Raw genomic sequence first — 13,918 nt, 5'->3', positions numbered from 1 at the left:
CTCGCGTCAGAGCGTGAGTTCCTTGTCCGGCGGTGGTTCCGATGTCGCGTCGGCCGCGCCGACCACCGGCAGCGAGACCCCCTCGATCCGGCCGACCACTTCGTCGCCGTGCTGACCGGTGACCATCTGGCCGCGCAGCGCGTCGGTGGTCGATTCGCCGTCGCGGGCCAGGCCCGCTCCCGCCATGCCCGCGCCGCCCATCGGCATGTATCCGGCCCCGGTTCCGGTCCCCGCCGCGGCGGTACCCGCGACGGTGGTCGACACCTCGGACGACGTTCCGGTACCAGCGGCGCTCGCACCGCCGATGCTGCCGAGCGACCCACCGGCCACCCGGGTCCCCGGCCAGGGGTTCAGCGGGGCGGCGGCCGCGGCGATCGCACCCGGGCCGCCACCGCCGATGCCACCCGCGCCGCCTGCGTGCTCGCCTTCCTCGCCTTCCTTGCCTTCCCCGCGTTCACCCGCGCCTTCGCGCGCGCCGGGGGCGCTGATCGGTTTCGGCGCCAGCAGCGAAGGATTGGCGGCCGCCAACTGCCCGAGCGACTGCGCTACCTGACCGGCCGTGCTGATCAGCGGCGTGATCATGCTCATAAGCTGGGTCAGCTGTTCGGGTGACTTCACTCCCGTCGGCGCGTTCGTGATCGGCACCTTCTGACCGGCCTGCGTCATGCTCGCACTGTGGCCGACCATCTCCGCCTTGGTCTTGGCGGTGATCGCCAGCGCCTCGGTCATCGCCTCGATCGCGGACGCGACGAGGAAACCCTGCCCGCCCGGCGAAGCCGCGAGCAGCGGCGCGAAGGCCATGGTGGTGGAGAACTTCGCCAGCACCGCCGACATCAGGCCCGCGCCGGTGAAGACGCTGCCCGCCGCGCTGCCGAGCACCGACTTCTCCTGGGTGCTCTGCGCCGCGAGCTCGTTCGCGTCGGTCTGCGCCGCACCGGCCTTCTTCGCCGCCTCCATCGCCGCCATGCCCTGCCAGACCGACATCAAGGTCTGCACCAGCGACGAGCCGACCTGCATCACCGTCTGCATCACGGTGGACACGTTCTGCAGCAACTGCGTCGGGTCGGCCGGAGGCGCGGGCGCGGCGGTGGCACCGGCCGGTGCGGGCGCGGGCGCGCCGAGTTGACCGGTGCCGAACGCGGAGGCGAGATCGGTCAGCGGGCGCATGAGCGCGCCGAGATCGATCGTCGGCAGCGGCGGCAGCTCCGGCAGCTGCACGAAGGCAGGCATCTCCGGCAGATTCGGTAAACCCATGCTGCGCAGAACGTCGTTCACCGGCATGTCGAGCATGGGCGCGAGAGCGCTGCCCCGCAGCAATTCCAGGATCGTGGGATCCAGTGGATCGGCGCCGGGTGGCGGAATGGCTCCCGGCGTGGTCATGACTGCGTGCGGTTGGCTCCGATGGCCGCGCCCGACGCGGTGTCCGTGCCCTCGTAGGTGGCGGCGGCCTGATGCGCCGTCAACGCCGTACCCGCGTGCACGGCGGCGAGCTGCGCCACCGACGACAGGTGGTTGGCCTGGGCGAAAGCGTACGAGACAAGGAACTCCTGGCCGATCAGGCCGAACACCGGGACCACCGCGGCGACCGTCGCGGCTTGGTCGGTCGCGGCGATCGCCCCTACTCCGGCGGCCATGGCCGCCGATTCGCTTCCGTACACACGCAGCGCATCCGGGACTACTTCAATGTGGCTCATGATCATCGTCCAATCCCGAAACATCCCCCGACGTTTCGTATTCAACTTTACCTAGCGAAGACCGCGTATCACGATCCCGTCGTGGTTAACATCCGGTGACTACCCGGTGGCCTCCTCATTGAATGCGGTGATAAGTGCGCCGCGCTCCGCAAAAGCCTTGTGCGCGGCCGCTCGCGCGGTGTCGACGACCGTTTTCTCGAACTCATCCGGTGAAAGTTTCGACACCGCGGCGGAAAAGCTGAGTCCGATCAACGCGGCGTTGCCGTCCACCTCCGCGGTCACCGCGCCGTCGGGCGATGTCTCTGCTACCCGGATCCCATTCATGGCGTCATTGAGATCGGTGAGCCGGTAGACCTGATTCTGTACCCGAGCGATGAGCTCGTCCATTGTTTCGACCATGCCGACCTCACGAATTCCGTTGCCGCTCAAACCGATCGCAGCCAGCTCTGCGGTTCGGTGTCGTACTCTTGCTCGTCGATGATCTCCTGCGTCGCCACCTGCTGTTCGGTGGGCAACCCGGTCAGCGCCAGCATCTCCGAGGTGAATCCCAGTTGCCGCAATTGCGCCCGCCGCGCCAGGCCCGCGCGGTTCGCCGCCTGTTTGCACAATCGCAGGACCTCGCCCGCCAGCGCCTCCGGGTCGCGGCGCAATTGATCGGCGTCGACCTTGACGCCCAGCGGCAGACCCATTTCGGTGGTGCGCACCGAAATCGAGCCGGTGAGCGAAGTAGCCACGAATTCGGCAGGAAAATCGCCCGGGTTCCCCTGCTGCGATGCGGTCATCGAAAACCCCCTCGGAGAATCGAGATCGAAAACGGAACGGCGCGCATACGACCGATCACATCCGCTCGTCTTTGATGGCTTGGACGACTTCGGCGATCCGCGCGTTGATCAATTCGGTCAGTCGCCGGACGTCCGCCGCGAGCACTGTCGGCGGGCTGCCCGGCACGATCGCGTAACGCCCGTCGTCGACGAGATCGCGCCAGGCCAGGTGCGCCCGGGTGATACCGCGCGGACCGAACCGTGAATGCCCTTGCTCCACCACGATGGTGCCCACCGTGGCGGCGGGCGCGCGATCGAAGGACTCGCTGCGGCCAGCCGTGCGGTCTTCGACGTCGTTCACCAGGGACCGGCCATAGGAATAGTCCAGCCCGTCGCCGCCCGGCTCGATGAGATCGAAGGCGGACCCGCGCCCGGCGTCGACCTTCGGCAATGCCTCGGCCACGCTGTGGCCGAGCGACAGGACGTCGTGTTCGGCGACCGTGAATCCCTCGGTTCGGCGTTCCGTTCCCGGCTTCTGGGTCACCAGGAACGCGCGATCGCCCTTGCGGCCGGCGAGCATGCGGATGGCGCCCTTCGGGTTCCGCGCGTCCCGGCCGTCGATCCCGCGGATCACCAGCCGGATGTCGGGAACCGTGAGCACGTCCATCAACTCCTCCAGCGCCCGGCCCCAGCGGGCCTGGATCCGCTGCCACGCTTCGGCTTTCTGCCTGCGCGCGTCGTCGTAATATGTCGTGCCGCTGAGGTAGAAGAACGGATCCGGCAGGCTCTCCTTCGCCGCGTGCCATGCCGCGGCGAATTCGAGACCGGAGAACTCCCACGTGTCGTTCATTGCTCGACAACGGGTTTCGCTACCACGGGCGCGTCGCCGAGCGCCTCTTCCAGATGCTCGGTGGAATCCAGGTAGTCGGCGCGCTTGTGCTCCTTCTGCTGGCCGCCCTGGGCGGCGCCGGGACCGCCCATCGGCATGCCGGGGCCGCCCATCATGCCCTGGCCCGCCGCCAGACCCGCGCGCCCAGTGGCCGCCGCGGCGACCGCGTTCGTCGCCCGCGGGAACAACTTCGAGGCCTTCTCCAGGTTCTGGTTCGCGGCCGACTTCGGTGCGCCGGGACCGCCCGCCGAACCACCGGGGCCGCCCGCACCCTTCGCCAGGGCCGACTCGAGTTTCTTCGTCGCGTCGGACAGATTCGGCATGCCCGGCAGGCCCGCCAGCGCAGCCTGCTGCGCGGCCTGTTGCGCCGCTTGCTGCGCGGCGCCGGCAGCCTGCTGCCCGATCTGCTGCGCCTGTTGCGCGATCTGCTGGGCTGCCTGCTGCGCCTGTTGCGCCAGCTGCTGGGCGGCCTGCTGGGCGGCTTGCTGCGCGGCCTGCTGTTGCTGTTGTTGTTGCTGTTGCTGCTGTTCGGCGGCGCGGCGCTGAGCGTCCAATTGCGCTTGACGCTGCGCGTCTTCCAGTGCCTTCTGCTGCTGTTCGGCCTGCCGTTGCGCGTTCTGCATCGACGCCAGTTGCGCGGCGCTGGTCCCCGGCCCCGGTGCGGCGCCCGGCCCGGGACCGCCCGGTCCTGGCCCCGGCCCCGGCACTCGGCCGGTGGTCGGCGGGATCGGATCCGGCAGTACCGCGATGACCTTGTCGGTCTCCTCTACGCCGGGGACGTAGGCCGCTTGCATCGCCCTGACGTAATTCCGGACCGCGGCCTCTTCCTTCCGCTGCCGGTACGCGTCGTCGGTCTCACCCGAGGTTCGTGTGGGCGGATAGTCGTCACCCTGCTGGAGCAGCACCCCGGTGGTATACAGCCATTCCGACACGTATTCGAGGCTGTCGCCGATCAGCTTCATATTCGTATTCAGCTGATCCGTGCCGGTGCCATAGGCGGTGATCGCTTGGCGCGCTCGGTCCGCACCGCCATTGTTGTTCGGACTCGTCCAGCTCGACCTACTGGTCGTCATCTGGTTGGTGAGGATGTCGAACGTTTCCTTGAGTTCTCCGGCCAGCCACCGCCAATCCGACGCGGCTTGAGCGACCTTGATCGGCATGGTCGGACTGCCCCCGGTGATCGACGAAATGATCGTCTGATATTGGGAATACGTGAAGTTCTCCGGGTCGTCCGCACGCACGCCCCGCGGTTCGAATTTCACATCGCCCGGATCGGCCAGACTCGTCGGCAATCCGTGGTTCTCCTCGGGCTTTCGGTTCCCGACCTCATTCCAATCCGGATGCGCGTAGGTGTTTCCGCTGCCGTCGCCCGCGGTGGTCAAACCGGCGGGATCCCAGCGCTTCGAGAGGTTTTCGGTGATTCCCTTGTGTTCACCCACGCGGCGCTCCAGCGCGGCGAAATCGACCCTGTTGTCTTCCTCGGTGCCCCGGTAGTGCCTGGCCGCCGCGAAGAAGGTATCGGTCAGATCGTCGAGGATGGTGATGTGGTCGTCCAGAATGCTGCCGAGTTCTTTTCCCTTTTCCGAGAAGCGAGAGGCGAGCGCCTGGGCCGATAGCAACACATCGGCGAACGGCGGCAGCGAATCGATCTTGGATAGCTCCTTTTTCACCGAGGCGACGCGGACGCGAACTCCGTTCGCCGCGTTGATCAGAGCTTCGAGTGTGCCGGGCCGCAGCTCCAAGGTGCCGTTCTGTGCCTCGCGGGACAGGCTGCTCCATGGATTCGTCTCAGACATGCCGCGCTCTTTCCGTCTCGACGATTCGGAAGGCTCCCGCACCTGTTGTCATCGCTGGGAAGCGCACTGGATGAGCGCCGACGCCCCCGGGAGATACGATGCCGAAGTCCGATCCCGGAGGCAGAGACTCCGACCCGCACAACTGAATACCTCCCCGACGTGGGCGTCGACGATATGCGCGCCACGGCGCGGCGTCCCGTTCGCCCCCGCGTACGGGATCACTCTCCTGCGCCCGGCAACTCATACGCTGACGACCCTCCTCATCGCTGGCGTGCCGTGAACGGCTGTGCGCCACACGTCAATATGGCAGCCGGTTCTTACGGCAGACCGAATATTGTCTTACGACGCACCAACGATTCTATGGTGAGTCGGTTCGCCGACGCATGTACAGACCCGAATCCTGGTGGCCCCTTCGCGCCGCTCACCGCCCCGGACCAGCCGGTTTCCGCTGCGGCGCAGACGAGACACGAAGATCAGGACGCTCCGACCGCGCCGTGCCGATTCCGGAACCGCCGCTCGAACTCCGCGCGGTAGACCGATGGCGCCACCGAGGACGAAGACCGTTCCAGCACACCGTCATCGGCGATGTAGTAGATCGCCCGGCCGATCGCGATCTCACCCGGCTCGACCGGGACGTACACCATCCAGCCCACGCTGATCCGATCGGCGCGCAGGTCCTCCAGCGAATAGTTCGCGAGATCGGCCCCGCTGTCCCGGATCAACCGCTCGACCCGGGCGAGCGCGTCCTCTCGCGACATCGGCCCCGGCGCCGTCATGGTCACCCCGGCCATGGTCAGCTGGAAGAAAGCGCCGTCCACGTCGAATCGTTCGTCGTCATCGAAGACACCGGCGAGGGTGTCCCGCGTGACCACACCGGCCTCCGCGGCGGACACCAGCGCGCCGACGGCCGCGCGCCGACGCGCGTTCGCGTCGTCGCCGAGCAGGCTGCCGACGATGTCCACGACCGTCTCCGAACTCCACACACCCGGCATCGCCTCGGCGAACCGGGCGGGCCCCGGTGACGCACCGCGGTACCAGCGGCCGTTCTCCCACCAGTAGCAGAACGACAGCAGACCGCTGGTGCAGCGGTGGTTCAACACCTGTCCCGCCACCCATTCCGGAGCGCCCGCGTACAGATCGGGCAACTGGAGCCCGTCGTTGTATGCCGCCGCCAGTTCCGGGGCATTCCACACCCCGCCGGACAGCACGGCCCGCCCGCCGGGCAGCGCGTACAGCGAACAACCGCTGCGCTTGGCTCCCTCGAACCAGCTCACGGAAGGTAGCAGCCTTGGGCCCCATGGTGATTCGGCCGCGACGAACGCCGCGGCGAGCACGGCCCACCGGGCGGCCATGATGGGGAACGGAGGCAGCTCGTCCTCGGACGGCACAGCCCGCACGCCCGCCTCCCGATCCGCCCGCGCCTGCGCCGCCGCCACCTGCGGCGGTCGCGACTGACGGTCACCGTGACCGACGTAGGCGCCGAGCCAGACCGGCAGCGAATCCCGGGGAAACGCCGTGAGATCAGCGAGATAGACCTCCGGGGGGAACAACTGCTCGTCCGGAAACGGCTCGTCGCCGTAGTCGTAGTCGACCTCCATCCGGCCGTCGCTGGTCAGCGTGAAGAGCAAACGCCACCAGGGCCCGTCCTCGAGCCCGGCCGCCAGCTCCCGATGCTCGCGGACCAGCGCCACGATCCCGGGTTCGGGAGTCACCCGCGCGGCGCGCTCTCGATCGTCGGAATAGACGGCCAGCGCGACCTCCGCGGCCACCGTCAGCGCGAACACCGCGTCGACCCGCCGCCAGCCCTGCGGACCGCCCGCGGCCAGCTCCCGGGCGACCTGGTGCATGAGCGCCTTGGCCCGTTCGGCGACATCTTCGACCGGCGCCGCCTCGGAGAGGGTGAAGCCGACATCGGGCTCCTCCGTAGCGACCTCGTGGCCCTCCGTGGACTGGTGGGCTACCGCTTCGGCCGGCACCTCGACCGCGGACGGCGACAGGTGCGGCTCGTCAGCACCGTGTTCTGGAGCAGCACCGAGCTCGTCGCCGGTCGCCTGGCCGCCTGGTCTGGTCACGTCGCGGAAATCCCCTCATCCACCGCATCGGAGCCGGCGTACACGCCGCGATGCCTGCTCTGCTCGTCGTTCATCCTCATACAGCGCCGGTCCGCGCGGTGCTCGTCACGGCTCCTGCCGCAGGCCCAGTAGCGGCAGGTCGAGCTTGCGATTCCCCGAACGCTCGTTCCACCCCGTATAGGCCAGGGCAGTGGGGGCGTCGATGCCGAACCCGTCGCGCAACCCGGTGACGACCATGTCCGCCAGGCGGCGGTATTCGGTCGTGGGACTCGGCCACGGCAGCTCGGTCCACCAGTTGTTGTGGCTCGTGTCGCGTTCGCGCCAACCCGATTCGGCGATCAACGCACGTCCCGCGGCGCCCGCGCGCAAGGCGGGGTCGAGCCATTCGTCATCGACCAATTCGGCCTCGAGCGCGTCATCGAGCTGGAGGAACTGGGCGTATCGCCGCCGCGGTCCGGTATCGGACTCGACCAGCTTCACGATGGAACCGGCGCGCAGCGCGGCCAGTTCCACGGCCAGACCAGCGGCGAAATCTCCCCACCCGGTCAACTCTGCTCCTGCTGCTCCAGCTCGACGGCCTGATCGTGCAGTTCGAGCCAGGAATTGGCGGTCGAGGACAGCTGAACCGAGCGGCCCAGGTCCGCCACCACCAGTGTCGTTTCCGGCCCCGCCCAGCGGACCTCCGCCGTGGCGCCAGGAACCCGGGTGGTCGGTTCGCCCAGTGCGCCGGTCAGCGCCGCGACCATCGCCACGAACGCGTCCCTCGACCGTGCCCTTCCGTCCGCGTCGTCCGGGGCGAAATCGGTGACGCGCAGCTTGATGTCGACGATCAGGCCGGCACGTCCGTGAATCTTTCCGCTGGCCATCCCGAATCCGGCGTCCAGCATCGCCCGGTCCGGATGGGCGGTCAGCACTTTCCAGCCGAACGCCTCGGCCAGCCGCGGCACCGCGTCCATCGGCTGGGAGCCGTCCAGCGACCGCAGGCCGGTCGCCAGGTCGACGATCTCGCTGTCGGTCAGCGCGCGCCATTCGGTCATGGGCCCACCTTAGGTCGTGACATCGGTGCTCACCGGGCCGACCGCCGACGATTGATCTCCTCGATCTTGCGGGCCAGCGCCTCCTTCCGCTCGCGCGCGTTGGAGCCGTCGAGCTGGCCCGCGAACGCCGAGCGGGCCGCGTCGACCAGCGCGTCCGGCACGTCGGGATAGGCGCGGGCGATCGCCCACAGCGCGTCCTCGGTCTTCATATCGAGGCCCGTCTCCGTGCGGATGCCACCGCCGGTCAGCACGGAGCGGAGCATCTCGTCGAAGTTCTCTCGCAGTTCGTCATCGGTCGGATGGTCGATCCGCATCACTACTCCTCACGTCGATGGTTACCTTGTCGCATCGCCGTCCGGTCATCCGGCGAAGATCTCGGCGCGGCGCACCGGGTCGTCGACCACGGCTCGGACCAGCGCGCCGATGTCCATCTCCTCCGGCACCGAGCGATAGGTCAGCTCGCAGAAGACGGCACCGCCGATGGCCACCGCGAACCGGGTGGTGCGCCATCCCACCGTGCCCCATTCGACGCCGACGGGCCCGTCGAGCTCGACCGTGCGGTCACCGACACGAAGGACGAGTCTGCCGTCGTGTCGATAGAACACCACCGAGACTCCACCGAGCTCACCGTAGACGCCGTCGTGCGTGGCCGCCTCGGACGGGTTGGCGCGCAGCGCGCCGGTGATCGGGTCGAACTCCGCGGGTACCCCGAAGCCTGCGAACGGGCGGACGAAGATACCGCGTTCCGGGTCCTGGCCGCGGCGCCCGTTCCCCTGCGGCCCGCGGCCGTTGGTCCGTGCGCCACCGTTCACCGCTGGCGCCATCGGCATGCCGGGCGGCATCGGGGGCATGGGCATACCCGGCGGGACCGTGCCGTCGGGGCGGCCGGGGTCGTTCGTGTTGCCAGGCCACGTCGGTGACGTGGGTGGATACGGTACGGACGGTCCCGCGTATGGCGGTGCGGACGGTCCGGGGGTCGGCATAGTCGGGTATGAGGGTGGAGTCGACGGGTATGGGGGCAGTGTTCCCCGTGGCGTCGACGGGTACGGAGGCGTCGGCTGGCCGGGTGTCGGCCCGCCGGGCGGGAAGGGAGGCGTCGGCGGGTACGGAGGTTGCGTGGGCGGAACCGTAGGTGTGGGCGGCTCCGGGGGTGTCGGCGGAACCGGCGGCTCCGTGGGTGTCGGCGGAACCGGCGGCTCCGTGGGTATGGGCGGCTCTGTGGGTATAGGCGGAACCGGCGGCGTGGGAGGAACCGGCGGTGGCGTCGGCGGAACCGGAGTCGGCGGTGGCGTCGGCGGAACCGGAGTCGGCGGAGTCGGCGGGAGCGGCGGAACCGGTGGCGTCGGCGGAACCGGCGGTGCCGGTGGCGTCGGCGGAACCGGCGGTGTCGGCGGTGCCGGTGGCTTCGGCGGAACCGGCGGTGCCGGCGGGAGCGGCGGAACCGGCGGCGTGGGTGGCTGGGGTGGGTTCGGCGGCTTCGGGGGTTCCGGTTGCGGCATAGGGACGGGCCACCGCTCCACTTCGTTCAGGAACGGCCCCGGCATTTCGAACTCGTAGTCCCTCGGCGGATGCGGAATGTGCGAGCGCAGCGCCCAGTTCGGCGGCATCCGGCGGGAACGCACCGGCCCCGGACCCGACGGACCCGCGGGCGGCTCCGAATCACCGTCGCGGTTCGAGCGAGCACCGCCCGACGACTCGTCAGCACCGTCGCGGTGAAGGCGAGTTCCGCTCTCCGGCGAATCCTCGCCACCGTCACGCTCCCGGCGCGACGTCTCCCCATTCCTCTCCCCGCCACCGCGCGCAACCCGAGAAGCGGATGCACCCTCCTGGGGGGAACGATGCGCGGAGCGCTCCGAATGATGCTGGCGCACAGTGTCTTCGGCCCGCGCGAGCTCGTCCTCGGCATCGATCACACGCCGAGCCGCATCCTCGAGCCGCGCAACCCGCTCCTGCCACGGGCCCTGCTCATCCACCCGCATGGTCCGCCCGCGTAGACCATCGAGCGCGTCATCCAACGCATCCCGCGTCAGATCCTCGTCATTCACCGGAAGACCACGCCGCGCATCCGCGAGACCGGCCTGCGCATCAGCCAACTCCCGCTCCGCCGCAGCACGCTGCGCGGACAGACGCGCCCGCTCCGCTTCCGCCTCGGCACGAGCGGACTCTTCCGCTGCCCGCGAAACCGATTCTTCCGGTCCGTCGGGCGAGAGCGGCTCGATGGCTCCAGCGGCCTGCTCGAGTGTCTCGTCCAACCGCGCGAGCTCGTCTTCGGCGTCGAATACGCGGCGGGCCGCACGCTCCAACTCCGTGACTCGGTCCTGCCACGGGCCCTGCTCATCCACCCGCATGGTCCGCCCACGCAGACCATCAAGCGCGTCATCCAACGCATCCCGCGTCAGATCCTCGTCGTTCACCGGCAGTCCGCGACGAGCATCCGCGAGTACGGCTTGTGCATCGGTCAACTCACGGGCGGCCGCAGCACGCTGCGCGGACAGACGCTCGCGCTCGGTATCCGCCTCGGCACGGGCCGATTTCGCTGCCGCGTCTGGAGCTGGTTCTTCTGCTGGAACGTTCGGCGACCGGTCGGATGGCTGGGGTGTCTGGGCGAGAGCGTCGTCCAGGCGGGCCACCTCCGCTTCGGCGTCGAAGACGTGGCGGGCGGCCTGCTCGAGTCCGGTCAGCCGGTCCTGCCACTGCTGTTGCTCGTCCACTCGCATCGTCCGCGAGCGCAGGTTTTCCAGTGCGTCATCCAGGGCTTGCGGCGTCAGATCCGCGTCGTCGACCGGTAATCCACGGCGAGCCGCCGCGAGATCGGCCCGGGCGTCCGCCAATTCCCGCGCCGCCGCGTCCCGCTGGTCGGACAGCCGCGCCCGCTCGGTATCGGCACGTGGGCTTTCGACCGCGTGACCGCTGTCCGGCGCCTCCGGCTGATGCGCTCGGTCGTGCGAGGTCGCCTCGGCCGCTCGATCGGCCTGCTCGAGGGCGTCGTCCAAACGGGCCAGTTCCGCATCGGCGTCGAAGACGCGGCGTGCCGCGCGCTCCACCGCTCCGACCCGCTCCTGCCACGGGCCCTGCTCCTCCACTCGCAACGTGCGCCCACGCAGGTTGTCGAGCGCATCGTCCAACGCATCGCGCGTCAGATCCTCGTCATTCACCGGAAGACCACGGCGGGCATCCGAAAGATCGGCCTGCGCGTCCGCCAACTCCCGAACCACCGCGGCGCGCTGCGCGGACAGGCGTTCCACATCGGTGCGCGCGGCACGTTGGACGAGATCGGAGAGGGCGGCGATGTCGTCGGCGCGCCCGACGACCTCGGCGCGCAGCTCGGCCTGCACTTCGGCGAGCTGACCGGGGGTCAGTCGCTCGTTCTGGTCGAGCTTGCCGTCGCGGTAGACCTCGTAGACCTCGGCCCACCGTTCCGGACCCGCGTCGGTCAGGTCCACGCCGACCAGGCGCGCGAAGTCCCGCCCGGCCCCGCGATCGGGGCCGGGCGCGGCGCTGGTGTCGCCGTCCAGCATGCCGAGCCGGCCGGGAGCCTCGGTGAGGTGGGCGACGTCGCCGATGACCTCCAGCAGGTGGCGAACGGCTTTGTCGTGCACCGGGAACTCGACATCGGACACACGGGGATCGAGCGCTCGGTCACCGTGGGCGCGCGGGTCGAATACATCGACCGCGGCGAGCGCGTCGGCGTAGTCGGTGAGCGCGTCGACCAGGTCGGGGTGCAGGTTCGGCCGATGTGACTGGTTGGCGATCACCTCGCCCAGCTGCCCGAGGCCGGTGATCCGCACTGTTCCCGGCAAGGCGTCGAGACGCCGGACCAGCCGGTCGTTGGCCGCATCGATCGCGGCCGGGTCCATGCCGCGCAACAGCTTCGCGTATTTGACCAGCGCCTCGGCCCGTTGCTGCCGCAAGGCGTTGCGGATATCCGGGTCCGCCATCGCCTCGGCCAGGCGCCGCGGTGTCATGTCCGCGGCGTCCAGGCCGAGCCGGTGGGCCAGCACATGCCGCACGTCGCCGACCTCGTGATAGGCGTCGATGTCCCAGGCGGTGCGCGCGTAGTCGATGATCGCCTCGATCTGTCCCGCGCGAATGGCGTTCTCGTCGCGCAGCACCGCGAGCCGCTCGGCGAGCAGTTCCGGGGAAGCCAGCTCCGCTTCGGTGATGGCGAGGCGCTGCGCGAGTTCGCTGATGGCCTCGCCGATTTCCTCCCGCGACAACGGTTCCGGCGCCTCGTCCGCGACAGGAAGCGTGTCGGAGTTCACGACAGCGTCCGGCACGACACGCCAGCCGTCGCCGTCGTTCACCACGGTGACGTCGAGGCTGCGTCCCTCGACCTCGCCGGTGAAGTGACGCACCTGCGTCGCCCCGCCGTCGGCGATCGCGATCCGGTCCGGACGCACGTCGGTGACCAGGTAGTGGACCTCGACTATGCCCTCGTTGACGGCCTCGGCGAGCCTCGGGTGCGCCGCGAGGGCGTCGGCGAGGACGCGGTCGTGGCCGAGCGTGCCGTCCACGACCACCAACCGCATCGGCCCGCCGGGCTCGCCGGGGACCAGACCGAGACCGGTGCCGTCTTCCAGCATCGCGCCGCCCCGCGCGAGTACCCAGTCCCGCCCGGCCATGTCGCCGATCAGGCCCGTGAGTTCGTCGGCCGCGGCATCGGCCCGCAGGAACTCGTCGGCGTCGGCGCGGAAGGCCGTCATGCCGCGCGCGTGCTCGCGGATCCGGTCCATCTCGTCGGCGAGCGCGTTCGCGAGCTGATGCGCGTCGAGCGCGTGCAGATCGGTGCCGAGCAGCTGCGCCCACACGGAACGCTCGTCCTTGATCTGGTCGCGGCGCAGCGCATTCTCGAAGAAGGAGCGCAGGCCCTGGTCCTGGCCCGGCTGGTCGGTGTCGTAGAGGTCACCCCACTCGCGGCTCGGCTCACCGCCATTGTTGACGCCCTGCCAGTCCAACAGAGTGGGGTTGCCGCCGAAGGCGCGCACTACCTCACCGAGGAAACGGTTCATCGGGTTGGCGTCGAAGAAGCCGACCTCGTCGCTGTACGGGATCCGCTCGTGCTCGGCGTTGTACCGGCGGGACGCCTCGGCGAGGCCGGTGAGCGCGCCGATCCGACGGATCTGCTGATACCGCAGCAGATCGACGACCCGACGGACGTTCTCGGGGGTCGGTTCACCGAGGTCGACGCCCAGCGCATCGGCCGCGGCCACCAGAGCGTCGGCCAGTTCCTGCCGCCGGACCGTCGCCTCGGACAACTCGTGCAGCCAGCCGGTGAGTTCACCGGTGCTCGCGGGCAGCTCCTCGCCCGACCGCAGGGCCGGTTCCGGTGTGGCGTCGGGCGTCTCGCCGTCGGTCGGCTCCGGCCTGGACTCCGGCGCGGCGATCGCGCGGGCGGCGTCCTCGGCCTGTCGCTTCAGCTCCTCGAGTTCCACCCCGAGTTCCCTGCGCACCAGCTCCGGATCGGCCTCCTCCAGCCAGTACCGGTACTCCTCGCCGTCGCGGGCGACCGGTGTGCCGTATTCGGCCGCCGAGTCGGCGACCCGGGAGGTCAGGCGTTTCAGGAACGGGACGAGTTCCCGCTTGCGCCACATGGTGACGGCTTCTTTGAGGATGCGGACCGGACTGAACTTGGTCTGCATCACCTCGTATTCGTCGCCGGGCGCGGGAGT

The 13,918-nt window shown here is 69.6% G+C and carries 11 protein-coding genes (1 of these 11 only partly in view); all 11 read right to left on the bottom strand.

Translation table 11 applies throughout. The features are described 5' to 3' along the window. Positions 1 to 6: 6 nt before the first annotated feature. Positions 7 to 1,380: a hypothetical protein gene (locus tag ACFV2O_RS13285; protein WP_379251995.1), complete on the bottom strand. Its 1,374-nt coding sequence runs from the start codon at positions 1,378 to 1,380 to the stop codon at positions 7 to 9. Next, on the bottom strand, positions 1,377 to 1,694 hold the full coding sequence (locus ACFV2O_RS13280; RefSeq protein ID WP_379251994.1) for a type VII secretion target: 318 nt from the start codon (positions 1,692 to 1,694) through the stop codon (positions 1,377 to 1,379). Before ACFV2O_RS13280 ends, ACFV2O_RS13285 begins: the two co-directional genes overlap by 4 nt. A gap of 99 nt (positions 1,695 to 1,793) precedes the next feature. Next, positions 1,794 to 2,081, bottom strand: a complete 288-nt coding sequence (locus tag ACFV2O_RS13275; RefSeq protein WP_379251993.1) for a YbaB/EbfC family nucleoid-associated protein — start codon at positions 2,079 to 2,081, stop codon at positions 1,794 to 1,796. Between the two features lie 38 nt (positions 2,082 to 2,119). Continuing rightward, complete coding sequence (locus tag ACFV2O_RS13270; protein WP_379251992.1) at positions 2,120 to 2,476, bottom strand: hypothetical protein; 357 nt, start codon at positions 2,474 to 2,476, stop codon at positions 2,120 to 2,122. A gap of 55 nt (positions 2,477 to 2,531) precedes the next feature. Continuing rightward, positions 2,532 to 3,305 (bottom strand): ESX secretion-associated protein EspG, encoded by a 774-nt coding sequence (locus ACFV2O_RS13265; RefSeq protein ID WP_355076166.1) that lies wholly within the window; start codon positions 3,303 to 3,305, stop codon positions 2,532 to 2,534. Then, positions 3,302 to 5,140, bottom strand: a complete 1,839-nt coding sequence (locus tag ACFV2O_RS13260; protein ID WP_379251991.1) for a hypothetical protein — start codon at positions 5,138 to 5,140, stop codon at positions 3,302 to 3,304. Before ACFV2O_RS13260 ends, ACFV2O_RS13265 begins: the two co-directional genes overlap by 4 nt. Before the next feature lie 473 nt (positions 5,141 to 5,613). Then, the gene (locus ACFV2O_RS13255) at positions 5,614 to 7,212 is read right to left on the bottom strand and encodes a hypothetical protein (RefSeq protein WP_379251990.1); all 1,599 of its coding nucleotides are present in this window, start codon (positions 7,210 to 7,212) and stop codon (positions 5,614 to 5,616) included. Positions 7,213 to 7,317: 105 nt separating this feature from the next. Then, the gene (locus ACFV2O_RS13250; RefSeq protein WP_355076160.1) at positions 7,318 to 7,761 is read right to left on the bottom strand and encodes a hypothetical protein; all 444 of its coding nucleotides are present in this window, start codon (positions 7,759 to 7,761) and stop codon (positions 7,318 to 7,320) included. After that, complete coding sequence (locus ACFV2O_RS13245; protein ID WP_355076159.1) at positions 7,758 to 8,249, bottom strand: DUF6301 family protein; 492 nt, start codon at positions 8,247 to 8,249, stop codon at positions 7,758 to 7,760. The genes ACFV2O_RS13250 and ACFV2O_RS13245 overlap by 4 nt, the downstream gene beginning before the upstream one ends. A 29-nt stretch (positions 8,250 to 8,278) precedes the next feature. Next, on the bottom strand, positions 8,279 to 8,563 hold the full coding sequence (locus ACFV2O_RS13240; RefSeq protein WP_039795825.1) for a hypothetical protein: 285 nt from the start codon (positions 8,561 to 8,563) through the stop codon (positions 8,279 to 8,281). 45 nt (positions 8,564 to 8,608) lie between these two features. Beyond that, a protein-coding gene (locus ACFV2O_RS13235; protein ID WP_379251989.1) for a hypothetical protein crosses the window boundary here: on the bottom strand, positions 8,609 to 13,918 show its 3' end. 26,442 nt of this gene lie beyond the right edge of the window; only the last 5,310 of its 31,752 coding nucleotides appear in the window; its start codon lies beyond the right edge, outside the window; it ends in the stop codon at positions 8,609 to 8,611.

This window comes from Nocardia sp. NPDC059691, assembly GCF_042733915.1.
GTDB classification, from domain to species: domain Bacteria; phylum Actinomycetota; class Actinomycetes; order Mycobacteriales; family Mycobacteriaceae; genus Nocardia; species Nocardia sichangensis.
This window is presented reverse-complemented; position numbering and strand designations above follow the sequence as displayed.

Bases quoted from the DNA above. Each gene is read 5' to 3' on its own strand.
- ACFV2O_RS13275 (WP_379251993.1), bottom strand. From the start codon at position 2,081: ATGGACGAGCTCATCGCTCGGGTACAGAATCAGGTCTACCGGCTCACC.
- ACFV2O_RS13240 (WP_039795825.1), bottom strand. From the start codon at position 8,563: ATGCGGATCGACCATCCGACCGATGACGAACTGCGAGAGAACTTCGAC.
- ACFV2O_RS13265 (WP_355076166.1), bottom strand. From the start codon at position 3,305: ATGAACGACACGTGGGAGTTCTCCGGTCTCGAATTCGCCGCGGCATGG.
- ACFV2O_RS13245 (WP_355076159.1), bottom strand. From the start codon at position 8,249: ATGACCGAATGGCGCGCGCTGACCGACAGCGAGATCGTCGACCTGGCG.
- ACFV2O_RS13270 (WP_379251992.1), bottom strand. From the start codon at position 2,476: ATGACCGCATCGCAGCAGGGGAACCCGGGCGATTTTCCTGCCGAATTC.
- ACFV2O_RS13280 (WP_379251994.1), bottom strand. From the start codon at position 1,694: ATGAGCCACATTGAAGTAGTCCCGGATGCGCTGCGTGTGTACGGAAGC.
- ACFV2O_RS13260 (WP_379251991.1), bottom strand. From the start codon at position 5,140: ATGTCTGAGACGAATCCATGGAGCAGCCTGTCCCGCGAGGCACAGAAC.
- ACFV2O_RS13285 (WP_379251995.1), bottom strand. From the start codon at position 1,380: ATGACCACGCCGGGAGCCATTCCGCCACCCGGCGCCGATCCACTGGAT.